Annotated in this window: 15 protein-coding genes; 9 read left to right on the forward strand and 6 right to left on the reverse strand. The window is 65.9% G+C overall.

What is annotated here, in order from left to right:
• The first annotated feature begins 264 nt into the window (after positions 1–264).
• The 4 genes from AC5RT3_RS02815 (at position 265) to AC5RT3_RS02830 (ending at position 4,353) form a co-directional block, all read left to right on the forward strand.
• A complete protein-coding gene (locus tag AC5RT3_RS02815; RefSeq protein WP_494123444.1) occupies positions 265–1,251 on the forward strand; it encodes a PfkB family carbohydrate kinase in 987 nt (328 codons plus the stop codon).
• Positions 1,248–2,033 carry a 5'/3'-nucleotidase SurE gene (gene surE / locus AC5RT3_RS02820; protein WP_494123445.1) on the forward strand — a complete coding sequence of 262 codons (786 nt, stop codon included), beginning with the start codon at positions 1,248–1,250 and terminating at the stop codon, positions 2,031–2,033. Before AC5RT3_RS02815 ends, surE begins: the two co-directional genes overlap by 4 nt.
• A gap of 170 nt (positions 2,034–2,203) precedes the next feature.
• Positions 2,204–2,671 carry an LpqB family beta-propeller domain-containing protein gene (locus AC5RT3_RS02825; RefSeq protein ID WP_494009545.1) on the forward strand — a complete coding sequence of 156 codons (468 nt, stop codon included), beginning with the start codon at positions 2,204–2,206 and terminating at the stop codon, positions 2,669–2,671.
• A complete protein-coding gene (locus tag AC5RT3_RS02830) occupies positions 2,668–4,353 on the forward strand; it encodes a DUF5671 domain-containing protein (protein WP_494123446.1) in 1,686 nt (561 codons plus the stop codon). Before AC5RT3_RS02825 ends, AC5RT3_RS02830 begins: the two co-directional genes overlap by 4 nt.
• A gap of 3 nt (positions 4,354–4,356) precedes the next feature.
• Here AC5RT3_RS02830 and AC5RT3_RS02835 read toward each other — a convergent pair whose 3' ends face one another.
• The gene (locus AC5RT3_RS02835; RefSeq protein WP_494009547.1) at positions 4,357–5,100 is read right to left on the reverse strand and encodes a GOLPH3/VPS74 family protein; all 744 of its coding nucleotides are present in this window, start codon (positions 5,098–5,100) and stop codon (positions 4,357–4,359) included.
• Positions 5,101–5,177: 77 nt separating this feature from the next.
• On the opposite strand from AC5RT3_RS02835, the gene AC5RT3_RS02840 reads away from it, so the two are divergent.
• The 4 genes from AC5RT3_RS02840 (at position 5,178) to AC5RT3_RS02855 (ending at position 9,556) form a co-directional block, all read left to right on the forward strand.
• Positions 5,178–5,537 carry a VOC family protein gene (locus AC5RT3_RS02840; RefSeq protein ID WP_494051809.1) on the forward strand — a complete coding sequence of 120 codons (360 nt, stop codon included), beginning with the start codon at positions 5,178–5,180 and terminating at the stop codon, positions 5,535–5,537.
• Positions 5,538–5,569: 32 nt separating this feature from the next.
• Positions 5,570–6,043 carry a GNAT family N-acetyltransferase gene (locus tag AC5RT3_RS02845; protein ID WP_494123447.1) on the forward strand — a complete coding sequence of 158 codons (474 nt, stop codon included), beginning with the start codon at positions 5,570–5,572 and terminating at the stop codon, positions 6,041–6,043.
• A gap of 265 nt (positions 6,044–6,308) precedes the next feature.
• On the forward strand, positions 6,309–7,676 hold the full coding sequence (locus tag AC5RT3_RS02850; RefSeq protein WP_494051810.1) for a pectate lyase family protein: 1,368 nt from the start codon (positions 6,309–6,311) through the stop codon (positions 7,674–7,676).
• A complete protein-coding gene (locus AC5RT3_RS02855) occupies positions 7,676–9,556 on the forward strand; it encodes a pectinesterase family protein (RefSeq protein ID WP_494123448.1) in 1,881 nt (626 codons plus the stop codon). The genes AC5RT3_RS02850 and AC5RT3_RS02855 overlap by 1 nt, the downstream gene beginning before the upstream one ends.
• Before the next feature lie 74 nt (positions 9,557–9,630).
• On the opposite strand, the gene AC5RT3_RS02860 is transcribed toward AC5RT3_RS02855, so the two are convergent.
• The gene (locus tag AC5RT3_RS02860; protein WP_494123561.1) at positions 9,631–10,707 is read right to left on the reverse strand and encodes a response regulator; all 1,077 of its coding nucleotides are present in this window, start codon (positions 10,705–10,707) and stop codon (positions 9,631–9,633) included.
• Between the two features lie 288 nt (positions 10,708–10,995).
• On the opposite strand from AC5RT3_RS02860, the gene AC5RT3_RS02865 reads away from it, so the two are divergent.
• Positions 10,996–12,000 (forward strand): matrixin family metalloprotease, encoded by a 1,005-nt coding sequence (locus AC5RT3_RS02865; protein WP_494123449.1) that lies wholly within the window; start codon positions 10,996–10,998, stop codon positions 11,998–12,000.
• 127 nt (positions 12,001–12,127) lie between these two features.
• On the opposite strand, the gene AC5RT3_RS02870 is transcribed toward AC5RT3_RS02865, so the two are convergent.
• From AC5RT3_RS02870 to AC5RT3_RS02885, 4 genes are all read right to left on the reverse strand, one after another.
• Complete coding sequence (locus AC5RT3_RS02870; protein WP_494123450.1) at positions 12,128–12,601, reverse strand: SRPBCC family protein; 474 nt, start codon at positions 12,599–12,601, stop codon at positions 12,128–12,130.
• A 537-nt stretch (positions 12,602–13,138) separates the two neighbouring features.
• A complete protein-coding gene (locus AC5RT3_RS02875; RefSeq protein ID WP_494009554.1) occupies positions 13,139–13,657 on the reverse strand; it encodes an OsmC family protein in 519 nt (172 codons plus the stop codon).
• A gap of 125 nt (positions 13,658–13,782) precedes the next feature.
• The gene (locus tag AC5RT3_RS02880) at positions 13,783–14,538 is read right to left on the reverse strand and encodes an SDR family NAD(P)-dependent oxidoreductase (protein ID WP_494009555.1); all 756 of its coding nucleotides are present in this window, start codon (positions 14,536–14,538) and stop codon (positions 13,783–13,785) included.
• A 9-nt stretch (positions 14,539–14,547) separates the two neighbouring features.
• Positions 14,548–14,958, reverse strand: coding sequence for a GlcG/HbpS family heme-binding protein (locus AC5RT3_RS02885; protein ID WP_494009556.1), 411 nt, complete (start codon positions 14,956–14,958; stop codon positions 14,548–14,550).
• Positions 14,959–15,014 lie beyond the last annotated feature (56 nt).

Here is a 15,014-nt window from a genome sequence, read left to right on the forward strand (position 1 = left end):
CGGCTTGCAGCCCGCGCTGTCCCATGCGTTGCTTGGAATGCAACCGCGTTGCCACATAAGCGCTCTTGGGCATCAGAATGACGGACCGAGATCCTGTTTCGGGAGGCGCACCGGTACCCTCTTCCGCGATACGCTCTGGCAAGGCAACTACTAAGGATGCTTAGTATTAAAGGGCGTGTCTTACCGACGACAACCGGAGGACTCCGGGGAAGGGGCAACCATGGCATCGGTTCCAGTTGCAGCACTGAGGGGGCAGGGGGACGCATGGGTTCCGTAGTGATCTTTGCGCCGTCCCCGGTCCTCACCGTCACGGTGGAGGAAGTCGAGGACACCGCCGACATCCACGTCCATGCCGGCGGCCAGGGCGTGTGGCAGGCCCGAATGCTGAAGGCGCTCGGCGCCACCGTCACCATGTGTGCCGTCTTTTCCGGGGAAACCGGACGTATCTTGCGGCACCTCATCGACGACGAAGGGGTCGGGGTCCTTGCCGTATCCGGTGAAGGCAACAGTGGCGCCTACGTGCATGACCGCCGCGGCGGCGAGCGGGATGTCGTGGCGGAATCGCCCGGACACCGCCTGACGCGCCATGAGCTGGATGAGCTGTACGGGGTGGCGCTGCAGGCAGGGATGGAGGTCGGGACCGTGATCCTTAGCGGCACCGGCCGCGAGGATTCGGTTCCACCCGATCTGTACCGGAGGCTGACCGCAGACCTCCGCACCGCCGGATGCACGGTTATCGCTGACCTTGCCGGTGAAAGGCTCAAGGGCGTCCTGGCCGGCAAACCGGCAGTCATCAAAATGTCCGATTCCGAAGTGGTGGACAGCGGCCGCGCCGAGGCAGCCGAGACAGACCAGCTCATCAAGGCCATGCACACGCTGGCCGACGAGGGCGCCGAAACTGTCATTATCACCCGCGCCAACCAGCCCTCGCTCCTCCTCCATGACGGCGAAGTCAGCGAGATCCACGCTCCACAGTTCGAGACCGTGGAAACCAGCGGTGCCGGTGATTCCCTCACCGCCGGCGTGGCCGCCGTCCTCGCCGACGGTGGAAACCTGCACGACGCCGTTGTGCTCGGAACCGCCGCTGGCGCCCAAAACGTCACCCGCCACGGCCTGGGATCGGGCGAGGCGGGAGCCATCCACGAAGTGGCCAAGCTTGTCCGGATCGTTCCCTTGGAGGACAGCGGCGGGGACGAACCGGCGCAGCAGGTGAGCCCCGACGAGCTGGCACGAAAGGTCAGGACATCATGAACCAGCCCACGCGCGTCCTTATCACCAACGACGACGGCATCGGCTCCCCCGGCCTGCACGCCCTGGCTGCCGGGGCAGTGCGCGCGGGCCTGAGCGTGGTGGTCGCGGCACCTGCCGCCGAGGCGAGCGGCAGCAGTTCCTCGATCACCGCAGTGGAAGAGGACGGAAAGATTTCCATCGAAGAGCGGCAACTGGAGGACCTGGACGGCGTTGAAGCCTTCGCCGTCCACGGCGCCCCGGCGTTCATCACCATGATCGCCACCCACGGCGCTTTCGGCCCCCCGCCGGACATTGTCCTGTCCGGGGTGAACCGCGGGGCCAATGTGGGGCGGGCCATCCTGCACTCCGGAACCGTGGGGGCTGCGCTCACAGCCGGCATCAATGATGTCCGTGGCCTGGCGGTCTCCCTGGACACCGGCCTCAACCCCGACACGATCCACTGGGACACGGCCGCGCAGCTGGCCACCGGCCTGCTGCCGTTCCTGATGGACCAGGACCCGGGCAGCGTCCTGAACCTCAACGTCCCCAACAGCGCAGGCCCTGAGCTGCCCGAGTACCGCACGGCCACGCTGACAAGGTTCGGCATCGTGCAGACCACGCTTGCCGAACGCGGCCAGCAGCACGTGCGCCTGGCTATCGCGGACACGGCCGAGACGCCTGACCCGGACAGCGATGCGGCACTGCTGGCAGCAGGCTTCGCCACAGTGACGGCCCTCCAGGCGGTTACCGGGACGGCGCTGCCGTCCCTTGACGCATTGCCCCGCGCCGCGGCTGGGAGGTAACCCAGCCCAACCGGGCGTACACCCGGCGGAGGCGTACGACGGCGGCGCCTCCCACCGTCGTACGCTTGCCGTGCCCGCCTTCCAAAGGCGTTCCGCGGGTGTTGAAAAGGTGACCAAATCGCTCCCGAAAGCCAACAGCCGATGTGCGTTCCATAGCCCATACTTGCGGCATGGATGGTGCAGCGGGAAAACCCGACCGGATCCTCGCGGTTCTGCTCGGTGTCATTGGCGTGCTGGTGGCCGTTGCGCTGGCCGTGGTGTTCCTGCGGGGTGACCCGAAGCCGCTGGACGAGAACAGCCCCGCCGGCGTGGTCCAGCGGTACAGCGCGGCAGTGATCGACGGGGACACCGCAGCGGGCAGCGCCTATCTGACAGAAGAAGCCCGGGCCCAGTGCGGCGACGGAAAATACATCGGCATGCCCCGTCCCGACCGGGTGGTCCTGGTGGACACCAACGAACGGGCGGATTCGGCCACGGTGACGGTCTCCATCGTCGAGTCTTCCGGCGGCGGCCCCTTCGGCCCGTCCGAGTTTGAATCAGAGGACTCCTTCTCGCTCGTGAAAGACGGCGGAGCGTGGAAGATCGCCGCGGCCCCGTACACCCTGCTTTCCTGCACCGGAACAGCGTCAAGGCCATGAACCTCCAGCTGCAGCCGGGAACCTCGTCACTGTCCCACGCCCAGATGACACTGCGCCGGCTGATCCAGTACGCCCTCCTGTTTGCCCTGGTGGCGATTGCAGCCTCCGGCGTCAGCGGGCTGCTGGAACTCCTGTTCGAGTCCGCGTCCGTACTCGCCACCACCGATGCGCAGGGGCTCGCCGGCGGACTTTCCTTCACCCTGATCGGCGGGCCGCTGGCCCTGCTCCTGTGGTGGTTTCTGTGGCGCAGGCTGGACGAGGCGGAGCGCACGGCAACCGGCTGGGGCCTGTACCTGGCCGGGATGTACGCGGTCTCGCTGATCATCGCCACCACGTCGCTGTTGGAATTTGCGGCCTCCTGGATCGGCACGTCACGGGCTCAGTGGGCGTCCCCGTTGGCCAATGGCCTGGTCTGGACCGCCGTCTGGGTCTGGCACCGCTGGATGTGGCAGCACCCGGAAAAAGGGGCCGCCCACCTGGCGGACATCCGCACCACCATCGGAACGGTTTTCGGCCTCGTAGTCGGTACTATCGCCGCGATTTCCGCGTTGGGTGGGCTCTTCGACGCCGCCATCCGCGGCAGTCTTTCGCTGACCGGAGCGGCGCCGTGGTGGCATGCCGTGCTCCGGTCTGTTGTGTGGGCGGCCGGTGGAGGTGCGGTCTGGTGGTGGCACTGGATTCACGAGGACGGACGCCGGCTTCGGACAGGGCTCGTTGACGTCAGCACCATCGCCGTCGGAATCTTCGCGGCCGGGATTACCGCGCTGGGTGGAAGCGCTGTGGTGCTGTTTGTCCTCCTGAGGCTGGCCTTTGACCCCACCGATCCGACCGGTGACATCCTGGAGCCCTTGGCAACAGCCCTGGCTGCAGGCCTGGTCGGGGCGGTGGTGTGGCGCTACCACCGGGCGGTGGCGGTCCACCGTTCCGTTGAAAACCGGCGCGCGAGCCTCCTGGTCACCTCAGCTGTTGCCCTGGCCGCGGCAGCCTCCGGGATTGGCGTAATCATCAATTCACTTCTGGCCGCAGCGGTATCACCGCTGGCCGGCGGCACGGAGCGGACCCTGCTCCTGGGCGGCATCAGTTCCCTGGTGGTAGGTGGCCCGGCCTGGTGGCTGGCGTGGAAACCGGACAAGCAGCCGCCAAGCGCGGATGCGATTCCGCCGGGGAGGCGGATCTACCTCATCGCGTTCTTCGGCGTGAGCGCGGTGGTGGCACTGATCGCACTGCTGGTGATTGCGTACCGGATCTTCGAGTTCCTGCTGGGCGGGGTGTTGGGCGGCAGCGTGGTTGACCGGATCCGCGGACCGCTCGGGCTCCTGGTGGCCGCCGGGCTGGTAGCCGGGTACCACTTCGCGCTGTGGCGGCGTGACCGCGCCCTTCTCGCCGCAGCCGGTCCCGTCCGCAAACGGATGATCGACCAGGTCACCCTGGTGGCCGGTTCCGGTTCCGAGGCAATGGAAAAGGCCCTCATCGAGATCACCGGAGGTGCGAGGGTTACGGTGTGGCGGCGGGCCGACGACGGCGGGACGGCACCTCCGGGGCCTGGCACCTTTCCTGCCACCGGAGAGGGCGTGCGCCGGCTGGAACAAGCCCTCGAGGGCATCACAGCCCGGCACGTCCTGGTGATCCTTGGCGGCGATGCCCGCGTGGAGGTGATCCCGCTGGAGGGAAGGGGCGCGTAACGGCTACAGGGTTGCGGCTTCTTCCTCAGCGAGCCTGATCATGCGCAGCTCATCCTCCACAGCGCGGGCCGGCCAATAATCCTTGGCAAGCTCGTCCGCCCATACCCTGTCCGCCGCCGGGAACAGCTTGGGGAGCAGCCCGGCCGCCTCGAGCAGCGCGATCAGGGCCAGGGTCCTGGGTTCGTGTGCCTTGGCGGCAGGCTTTGCAGAGGCAGGGGCAGCGTCAGGAACTCCGGCGGCAGAGGCAGCGTTGACTGCTTCCGTGGAGTCCGGGACCTGGGGAGGTGCCGACGTATCGCTGAATGCGGCTTCGAGCTTTTTCAGGAGTGCCGCTTCAGGAGCATGGTCCTTCTCCGGATACCGCACGGTCTGGAAAACGCCCAGGTGCTTCTCCCCCACATGCTCCACGATGCCCCGGGACACCATTCCCTCGTAGACCCGCTGCACTTCCGCCCGGCCCTCCAACATGGAAACCCAGGCCTTGGGCGTGTGCGGCCTTGATTTACGGCGAATGAGGTCCAGTTCGTGCTGGAAATCCGTGGCGGGGGTGGTGCCCGTGGCCCGGACGTGCTTTCCCTGCAGGCGGATAGCGCCGATCATGTCCAGCTCTGCGAGGATCGCCCCGGCCAGGGTGGTCCGCAGCGCGAACACCGGCACTTCGAGTTTTCCGTCTTGATCGTTCGTGGCCAGCAGGAGGAAGGCCTGGGGCAGGTTCAGCTCTACGGTTCCGGGTGTTTGGGCGTCCATATGACCATGGTGCTCCCGGCGCGCCGCTCCCACAATGCCCGCAGACAGGTTCTGCCCGGCCGGTTTAGGCTGGGCAAATGTTGACCATCGGCACCCTTGTCCTCGGCGTCAATGACGTCGCCCGCGCCACCGACTTCTGGCACGCTGCCCTCGGCTATGTCCCCCGCGAACCCGGTGACGACACCTGGGTAACCCTTGTTCCGGCGTCGGGCCCGGGAGCCCAGCTCTCGCTGATGCGCAGCGAGACGCCGGTCCAGGAGCACCCGCGCGTCCACCTGGACCTGTACGCGGATGACCAGGTGGCGGAGGTGGAGCGGCTGGTCTCACTCGGAGCCCGGCGGGTGGACTGGGACCTGTACCCGGAGGACCCGGACTTCCTTGTCCTCGAAGACCCCGACGGGAACCGCTTCTGCGTGATCGACAAGAGCGCGGGGTAGCTGCCCGGGCCGCTGCCGGTACATTGGAGACGATGATTTCGATTGACCGGGACGATCCCGCACGCGCTGACGTCCGCCAGCTCCTGAGCGAGCACCTGGCGGATATGTTAGCCACCTCGCCGGCAGAGAGCGTCCACGCACTGGACCACTCCGCGTTGTCCGCACCCTCCATCACGTTCTGGACCGCCCGCGAGAACGCAGCGCTGCTGGGGTGTGGCGCCCTCAAGCTCCTGGGACTGGCGCCTGGCGCGGCCCAGTACGGCGAGATCAAGTCCATGCGCACCGCGGCGGGCGCACGCGGACGGGGCGTTGCCACCCTGATGCTCCGGCACATCCTCGACGACGTCCGCGCGCGGAACCTTGAACGCGTCTGCCTCGAGACCGGAACCGAGGACTACTTCGCGCCCGCCCGGCGCCTGTATGCGCGGCACGGCTTCACCGAATGCCTGCCGTTTGCGGACTACTCGCTGGATCCCAACAGCGTGTTCATGGAGCTCCGGCTCTAACCGAGCCGGATGACAGGCCCCGGTCAGGCTCGACGGCGGCCCGGTCAGGACATGCGGTCCGTTTCCGGCTCGATGGCCCAAGCCAGGCGGTGGAGTGCAGTGGCGGCATGACCGCGTGTGGCTTCCCAGCGTGACAACTCAGGCTGGGAAAACGCTTGCTGAGAAAGCGGTTTCTCGGTAGTGTCCATGTCAGCGCTAACAAGAACCGGCGTCATAGCAGCCGCCGGCAGGGGCGCGAGTTCATTCCAATGACGGAAGAGAGAACATGCGAAAAAGCAGCACCTTATCCATGTCCGCAGCCGTGGCAGTAGCTGCAGCACTGATGGTCTCGGCTCCGGCCGGAGCGTCGCCCAATTCGGCGTCCGACCCCGCAGCCCAGACGGCACAGACGCCGCTGGAGCGCCAGGTTCTCGCCGAGGGGAACGGCTGGGCATCTGCCGGAACTGGCACCACCGGAGGTTCCGCGGCAACGGACGCCAACGTCTATGACGTCTCCACCAAAGCAGAGCTTCAGGCCGCACTCGCGGCCACCGGAACCGCCCCGAAAATCGTGCGGGTCCACGGAACTATTGATGCCAACACGGCACCCGACGGTTCCGCCATGACCTGTGAGAACTACGCCGAAGGCACCGGCTACAGCCTGCAGCAGTACCTTCAGGATTACGACCCCGCCACTTACGGGCGCAGCCAGGGTCCCGTCGGCGCGCAGGAAACCGCCCGGAAGGCAGCCGCCACTAAGCAGGCCCTGAACATCCGCATCGACATTCCCAGCAACACCACCATCGTCGGCGCCACCCCGGAGAGCACCATCACCGGCGCAGCACTGCGGATCAACGGCGCCAGCAACGTGATCGTCCGCAACCTCACGGTAAGGGATGCCCACGACTGCTTCCCGTCCTGGGATCCGACCGACGGCGCCGAAGGCAACTGGAACAGCGAATACGACATGCTCCAAGTGGTCAACAGAGCCACCAATGTCTGGATCGACCACTCCGAATTCACCGACGCCCCCAACCTGGACAGCTCCCAGCCGCTCTACTTCGGCCGCCCCTACCAGGTGCATGACGGCGCGGTGGACGTCACCAACGGCTCGGACCTGGTGACCATGTCCTACAACCGTTTCGCGGACCATGACAAGCTGCTCCTGATCGGCTCCACCGATTCACCCGGACGCGGCGACCCGGGCAAGCTGCGGGTCACCATCCACCACAACGTCTTCGAAAATGTGGGCCAGCGCGCCCCGCGGGTCCGCTTCGGCCAGGTGGACGTCTACAACAACCACTTCAAGGTGAACGCGGACAGCACCGTCCCCTACGGTTACACCTTCGGCGCCGGGTTCGATTCCCACCTGTACGCGGAGGCCAACGCGTTCACGTTGCCGGCCGGCGTGGAGACAGCGGACCTCATCACCCGCTTCAAGGGAACCGCGATCACTACAGTAGGCAACGCCGTCAACGGGAAGATCACCGACCTTCGCGCCGCCTACAACGCCGCTGCCGCGCCCGCGGACCAGCTGGCGGAAGACACATCCTGGACCCCGACTCTGCGTACGCAGGTCCACCCGGCGCAGGCCGTCCCGGCCCTGCTCCAGAACAACACCGGACCGGTCTTCACCGCAGGAGGAGGACACTGATGGCCGCGATTCTGCCCACCCGGCGGGCTGTCCTCACCTCCCTGGGGCTGACCGCAGGGGTTATGGCCCTCTCCGGCACGGGCGTGGCCGGCGCAATCGCCAAAGCGAACACGGATCCAACCAAACCCCGCACCAGGCCGGTGATCTTCGTGGTCGGGGACTCGACGTCGTCGGCGTACCAGCAGTCCGAGCGGCCCCGCGCCGGATGGGGGCAGGCGCTGCCGCTCCTGCTGGGGCCGCAGGCCACCGTCTTCGACTACGCCTGGTCCGGCGCCTCCTCGAAGAGCTTTGCGGACGCCGGCCTGCTGGACCGGGTGCTGGCGCTGATGCAGCCGGGCGACTATCTGCTGATCTCCTTCGGCCACAACGACGAAAAGGTGGCGGACCCGGCGCGGGGCACGCTCCCGGACACCTCCTACAAGGAGTATCTGAGCCGGTACATCGACGGTGCCAGGGCCCGCGGGGGCAAGCCCGTGCTGGTCACCAGCGTGGAACGCCGCCGTTTCGATTCCTTTGGAACCGCCCAGGATTCGCACGGTGCCTACCCGCAAGCCGTGCGGGAACTCGCTGCCTCCACCGGTACCCCGCTGGTGGACCTGACGGCTTCCTCCAAGCAGCTGTGGCAGCAGCTGGGACCGGAGGGCACCAAGGAACACTTCCTCTTCCTGGCTCCGGGCAAGCACCCGCAGTATCCGCAAGGCTCGGAGGACAACACGCACTTCCAGGCCGCCGGCGCCCTGGCCGTTGCCAAGCTGGTAGCCCGCGAACTCCAGGCCAAGCAGATCGTCCCGCCGGGCTACTTCCTGAACATCGACGCCGGCACGGACCCCCTGCTCGGCATGTACTGGCCTGCTGAACGCCCGGTCGACCTCCCGGTGACACTCGACGTCGGACCGGGCCGGACCTTCGCGACCGTGCAGGCCGCCGTCGACTCCGTTCCGTCCAACAGCACCCAGCGGACCGTGATCCGAATCCATCCCGGCACCTACCGGGAGATGATCCGGGTGCCCAGCAGCAAGCCGCGGATCTCGTTCATCGGGCAGGGCGGCAGACCGGAGGACGTGGTGCTGGTCTTCAACAACGCCTCCGGCACACCCAAGCCGGACGGCACGGGAAATTACGGCACCTCCGGCAGTGCCTCGGTCCGGATCGATGGCCCCGACTTCGAGGCCCGGAACCTGACCATCAGCAACGATTTCGACGAGGCCGCCAACATGGGCATGAAGGACCGGCAAGCGGTGGCGCTGCACATCACGGCCGACCGGTCCGTGCTGTCCAACGTCAGGATGCTGGGCAACCAGGACACCCTGCTGGTCAATTCGCCGGGCACGGGGGTCCCGGCCCGCTTCTACTTCGACAAGTGCTATGTGGAAGGGGACGTGGACTTCATCTTCGGGCGCGGCACTGCCGTTTTCAGCGGCTGCGAGATCAAGTCTTTGGACCGCGGTTCGGCGACGAACAACGGGTACGTCACGGCGGGAAGCCAGGACCTGTCCATCAAGTACGGCTACCTCTTTGACCAGTGCCGGCTGGTCTCGGATGCTGGAGCCAACAGCGTCCACCTGGGCAGGCCGTGGCACCCCGGCGGCGATCCCCGCGCGGTCGCCCAGGTCCTGGTCAGGGACTCCTGGCTCGGCGCCCACATTTCGGGGACGCCGTGGACGGACATGAGCGGCTTCTCCTGGCGGGAGGCGCGATTCCACGAATACAACAACAACGGCCCCGGCGCGCAGGTGACCGCCGACCGCCCGCAGTTGCCCGCAGGCGAGGCGGGCAACTACACGGTCCGGAGCTATCTGCAACGTACGGACGGCTGGGCGCCGCAGCTCGCCGGCACCGCGGCGGACAGCAGCTTGGTGCCAGTGGCCGCAGGCGCCTAAGCCGGGGCGGACGACGGCGGGACCTCCCGCCGTCGTCCGTTCCCCTTTATCGCTGGCGGGTGGAAAGGTGCGCCCTACGGCGATCCGAGGTAGATGCTGACGGTGGTCCCGCCGATGGGGCTGGGAGAAATCTCCAGCCTTCCCCCGTGGGCGGCGGCGATCCGGGCGCAGGTGGCCAGGCCCAGCCCCGTGCCGGCCGGATCGCCGTCGCGGTGCAGGCGGACCAGCGGTTCAACCACCTTGCGCCGATCCCCGGCGTCGATGCCCTTGCCGTTGTCCTGTACCCGCACTGCGACGCCCGCTCCAGCGGCGTGGCCCGTGACGGTGATGACCGGGGGAACTTCGGGACGGCGGTAGGCCACGGCGTTCTGGATCAGGTTCTGCAGGGCCACGCGCAGCTGGCTTTCGTCAGCGTCGAAAGCGAAATCCTCACAGTGCACCACGGCATCGGCTTCCCGCAGGCCCAGCCGCAGGTCCTGGGTGACTTCCTCCACGAGGTTGGCCAGCGAAAGCCGGGCCCTGGACAGCGAACCGCCGATGGAAGCGAATGCCAGCAGCTCCTCGACCATGGACAGCATCCGACGCGCGCTGCCACCCACGATTTCCAGGTACTCGGCCGCCTCCTCGGTGTGGCCGGATTCTGCGTCCGTGGCACCCAGCTCGACATAGCCCAGGATGGACGTGAGCGGATTTCGAAGGTCATGGCTGACCCGCCCGGTGAATTCAGCGAGCCGTTCATTGCTATCCTTGGCCTCATCCAGCGCGTCGGCCAGGGCGTGGTGGACTGCTGTCACACGCCGGGCGGCCAGCAGGCGCGTGTGAAGGACGAAGGGGTCCAGCGGCTTGCTGATGTAGTCGTCCGCTCCGGCCCGCATTCCTTCCAGCACGTCCTCCTGCGCGCCATGGGAGGTCAGCAGCACCACGTACGTGTAGGAACTTGCTTCCGAGGCCCGGATGGCGCGGCAGAGGTCAAACCCGTTGAGCCCCGGCATCACCAGGTCGCTGACTACCACCTGCGGGCGCCACTCCTGGAACAGCTGCCATGCCGTCGCGCCATCCGCGGCCACGATGCATTGGTGCCCGTACTTCTCGACGGCGGCCTTGGCCACCAGCAGCGATCCTGCATCGTCGTCGGCCACCAGCACCGTCATTGATGCCTGGGGATCGTCCGGCACGCCGGGAGCCTTTACGGCTGCCATGTCAAGCGCAGGCCTTCCCGTCGCAGTCCAGTTCGAATCAAGTGCCATGATGCCCCCGGCCATTCATCGTCATGCACGGCCACCCAGCGGCCCGCTGGTGCTATCGTCCCACGGAAAAAGCCCTGCCGGGGCGGCGACGGTGCGTTTGGCGTTATGACACTTTCCTCGCGGCTGTGACGAAGGGCCACTATGCTGAGCGGACCATTGAAGGAGATGGTTTGGGGGAACAAGGGGGCGCTGGTGGCAGCAGGTTTTGGCGGGAGCAATTCTTCCGGGGGGCGCGGCAACCCGGGCGGAACCCCTGGGGTACGGCGGTCCCCGAGCGGACGCATCCCCCAGTGGGCAATTGACGAGGCCCTCGGAAAGCTTGATTCGCCTGATCCCTGGCGGACACCTCCCGCAGCAGGCACCGGAAAACGCCGCGGTTTCCGTAGAACAAGACCGGCGCGCACCCGCAGGTGGAGCTCAAGGACAGCCACCGTCCTGGGCCTCGCGCTCGTGGTGGGCCTCTACTTCACTCCCACGCTGTTCAACAGGTTCGTCCTCTCGGCAGCGCTGCCCCATCTGCCCGGCTCCGAGGTCCCTCCGCCGGGGTTTGAAGCCGCATCCTCTCCACTGGGTGTCCCTGCTGCCACCACCGGCTCATCGGCCTATGTCCTGCAGGAGTCGCCGGACCCCGGCCAGCCCTTTGTCGCCTACGACCCGTGCCGGCCCCTCCACTACGTGGTCCGGCAGGACTTCGCGCTGCCGGGATCGGAGCAGCTCATTCATGAGTCTGTGGCCTCCGTGTCCGCTGCCACGGGGTTGCAGTTCGTGTTCGACGGATCCACCGATGAGGCGCCCTCGGATACCCGCGATACCTACCAGCCCGACCGCTACGGCAAGAAGTGGGCCCCGATCCTGATCGCGTGGTCCACACCGGAAGAAACACCCGGGCTGGCGGGAAAAATTGCGGGAACCGGCGGCAGCTCAGCCATACAGGTCGAAGGCGAGCCCTACGTCTACGTCACGGGCCAGGTGCATCTCGACGCGCCCGGCCTGGCAGAAACACTGGCATACCCGGACGGCCCCGCCCTGGTAAGGGCGGTCATCATGCACGAGTTGGGGCACGTGATCGGGCTGGACCACGTGGACGACCACACCCAGCTGATGTACGCAGAGAACTCCGGGCAGCTGGACTTCGGCGCAGGCGACCGGGCGGGACTGGCCTTGCTGGGGACCGGAGAGTGCGTCCCGCAGCTGTAACCTGTGGCTGGAATTGCCTCGAAGGCAACCAGGACAAAAGAAAAACGGACGACGGCGGGTGGGCACCCGCCGTCGTCCGCTTCCTGTTTGTGGGGCATTGCTTCCCCACTTGGTCCCGCCGGCACTCCTAGAACTGCCCGGTGGGGCCGGTGTCCTTGACTTCGCCGCGCCAGCCACCGGTTTCGCTGCCGCGCGACTCAATGAAGGCCTTGAACTTGCGCATGTCGGCCTTCACCTGCATCTCGTCGATCTTCAGTGCCGCGCCAGCTTTTTCGGTGACGGTCTCCGGGGCCCATTCGAAGTGGACCCTGACCTTGGTGTGGTTGGCATCCACCGGCGTGAACCTGATGATGCCGGCGTGGGACTTGCCGTCGGTGCTGCGCCAGGCGATCCGGTCGTCGGGTTCCTGGTCAACGATTTCGGTATCAAATTCCCGTTTGACACCACCCACTTTGGTGACCCAGTGGTTCGTCCTGTCGGTCAGCTGGGTTACGGATTCCACACCGGACATGAACTGCGGAAAGGATTCGAACTGGGTCCACTGGTTGTACGCGGTCCGCACCGGGACATCGACTTCCACGGTCTCTTCGACGTGTTCCATCTGCTTCCTCCTTCTGACGGGCGGCAGCAACAGCGGACTGGCAGCATTTGCCTTCCTGCCAGTCAGGCAGCCGCCACATTTGCACCATAAATCCGGCCGCCGCCCGTGTCCAGACCCCGAACGACGGCGGGTGGGCGCCCGCCGTCGTTACCTTACTGACGTGCCGGCTTTACGAGCTGAAGGGGGCCTTTTCCCAGCTCAGGACCTCGGCACCGTCCGAGCTGCCTGCGACGCTGAACCGGACGTAGTTGGTGGCGTTGGCGGAGTACTCCTTGTAACAGCAGGGATGTTTGCAGTCCAGCGACGGGACTCCAGGCTGCCATGCCTTATGAGACTTCCGGCTACAAAAGAACGGCCAAGGTCGCACCGGTTCCAACAGCGTGAACACCAAGCGTCGTTAGCTGCTAAATGGAGTCCAACCGAAAATAATCGACGGCGGGAGGAGAATCCCCCTAGCCCCACAGATACCAAGTGTGCTTACCATATTTATGCGGCAGAACAGGAAGGAGGAATGCCTAGGAAAGGGGCACCTTCCTTCTAGACTTCGGTTATTTGGACCTCGAGCTCAACCGGAACATGGCGCCGAACCGCATCGTCCACAGGGCAATGGTTGAGCCCCCACGTGATAACTTCCCGGACCGCTCCTTCGTCATCGTCCGAGGCTGCATGAACTATGACTTTCATGCTGGCAGGACCAGCAGGGACTTCCTCCGTAATCCCGAGGATCCCCCGGTCATCAGACTCGCTGTCCACGTCAACCTTCAAACCTGACAAAGCCACCCCCTGTTCGGCGGCGCGCATCACGATCAAGGTGGCGGTGCACGACGCGTAAGCTGCACGGAAAAGCCAACCCGGCGACGGCGCCGATGCCGTTCCACCGACCCCCGCCACCATGTCCGTGACGAGCGATGCACCGTCGACTCCGGTTACGCGGACCCGGAGGCCGTCCTCTACGACGGCGGACGCAGCCGAGTCCCGGTAGCGGGCCTCGTCAGGGTGGGCAGTCAGGTAGGCCTTGACGGATGCAATCGCCTCGGCAATCCGTGATTCGCTCATCTGCTCTCCCTCGGCAGGTTCATGTTTGACCGGGACTTCCCGCACCCATCATTCCAACCACTGATGTGCAGCATCACGGTGCTCTAATGCTGGACCTTCTGAAGCCGGTCGGTAGCTGCTTGACGCTAGTACACGCCCCCGTCCACCACGAGCGCCTGGCCGGTCATATAGGAAGAGCCTTCCGAGGCGAGGTATACGACTATCGGCGCGATTTCCTCAGGCTTTCCTTGCCGGCCCATCGGGACGATTTTTTTGACGACGCGTTCCTGTTCCTCCGGCCCGCCCATGTAATCGATCGCGGGCCTGTTGAATGGGGTGTCTATCCATCCGGGGCATACGCAGTTGACCCTGATCCCGTGCGGGGCAAGCTCCGGGGCCAATGCCTTGGTGAAGGCCACGATGGCACCTTTTGACGCGGCGTATGCGGTCAGGCCCGCGCCTCCCTTCACGGCGGCCAGGGAAGCCATGTTGATGATGGAACCGCCGCCCTGGGCGCGAAGGACAGGGACGGCATGCTTGATTCCGAAGAAGCAAGAACGGGGGTTTACTGCCATGAGCAGGTCCCATTGGGTCTGATCGAACTCGGTTATCGGGCCCGAGCGCTGTGCTCCTGCGTTATTGAATAGGATGTCAAGGCCGCCCAGTGCCTCTACTCCCTGCTGGATGAGCGCCTCGACGTCGCTCTCCTTAGTCACGTCGGTCTGGATGAAGTGCGCTGCGCCGCCCTGGTTACGGATCTCCTCGACGGTGCGTTGACCGTTCTCCTGGTTGATATCCGCTACGATAACCGCCGCACCTTCCCGGGCGAACATCTGGGCGGTGACTGCCCCGATGCCCGTAGCGGCACCGGTGATGATCGCCCTTTTTCCTTCGAGCTGCATCCAGTCCTCCTAAGGCTGCTGGCTGAACGCTGCGGCCGCGGCGGCCGCTATCTCGTCGTCTTGATCCACGGTGCCGCCGGCGACTCCAACGGCCCCAACAATCTCACCGCCGATTTCCAAGGGCCGTCCGCCTCCGAAGGTAATGAGGGGACGCTGGTGTGTGTGCTCTAGGCCGTATAGAGGCTGGCCCGGCTGGGTCAACGGCCCGATGTCTTTGGTTGCCATCTTCATCGAACAAGCGGTGTAGGCCTTCCCCGCCGAAATCTCGGTGCTGGCCAGGAGTGCATCGTCCTGTCGCGCGAAGGCCAGGAGCTCACGTCCTGCGTCGACGATGGCCACGCTGGAGGGAGAGCCAATCTCCCTGGCCTTGGCCAGTGCCGCGTCCAATGCCTGACGTGCCTGCTCGTAACTCATTCCCATCGGTTTCTCCTCCTTGTTCATCGGATCAGATCAATGACATGGGCCTCAGCCCGGGG

The sequence above is a fragment of the Arthrobacter sp. Y3221159 genome (genome assembly GCF_059089885.1).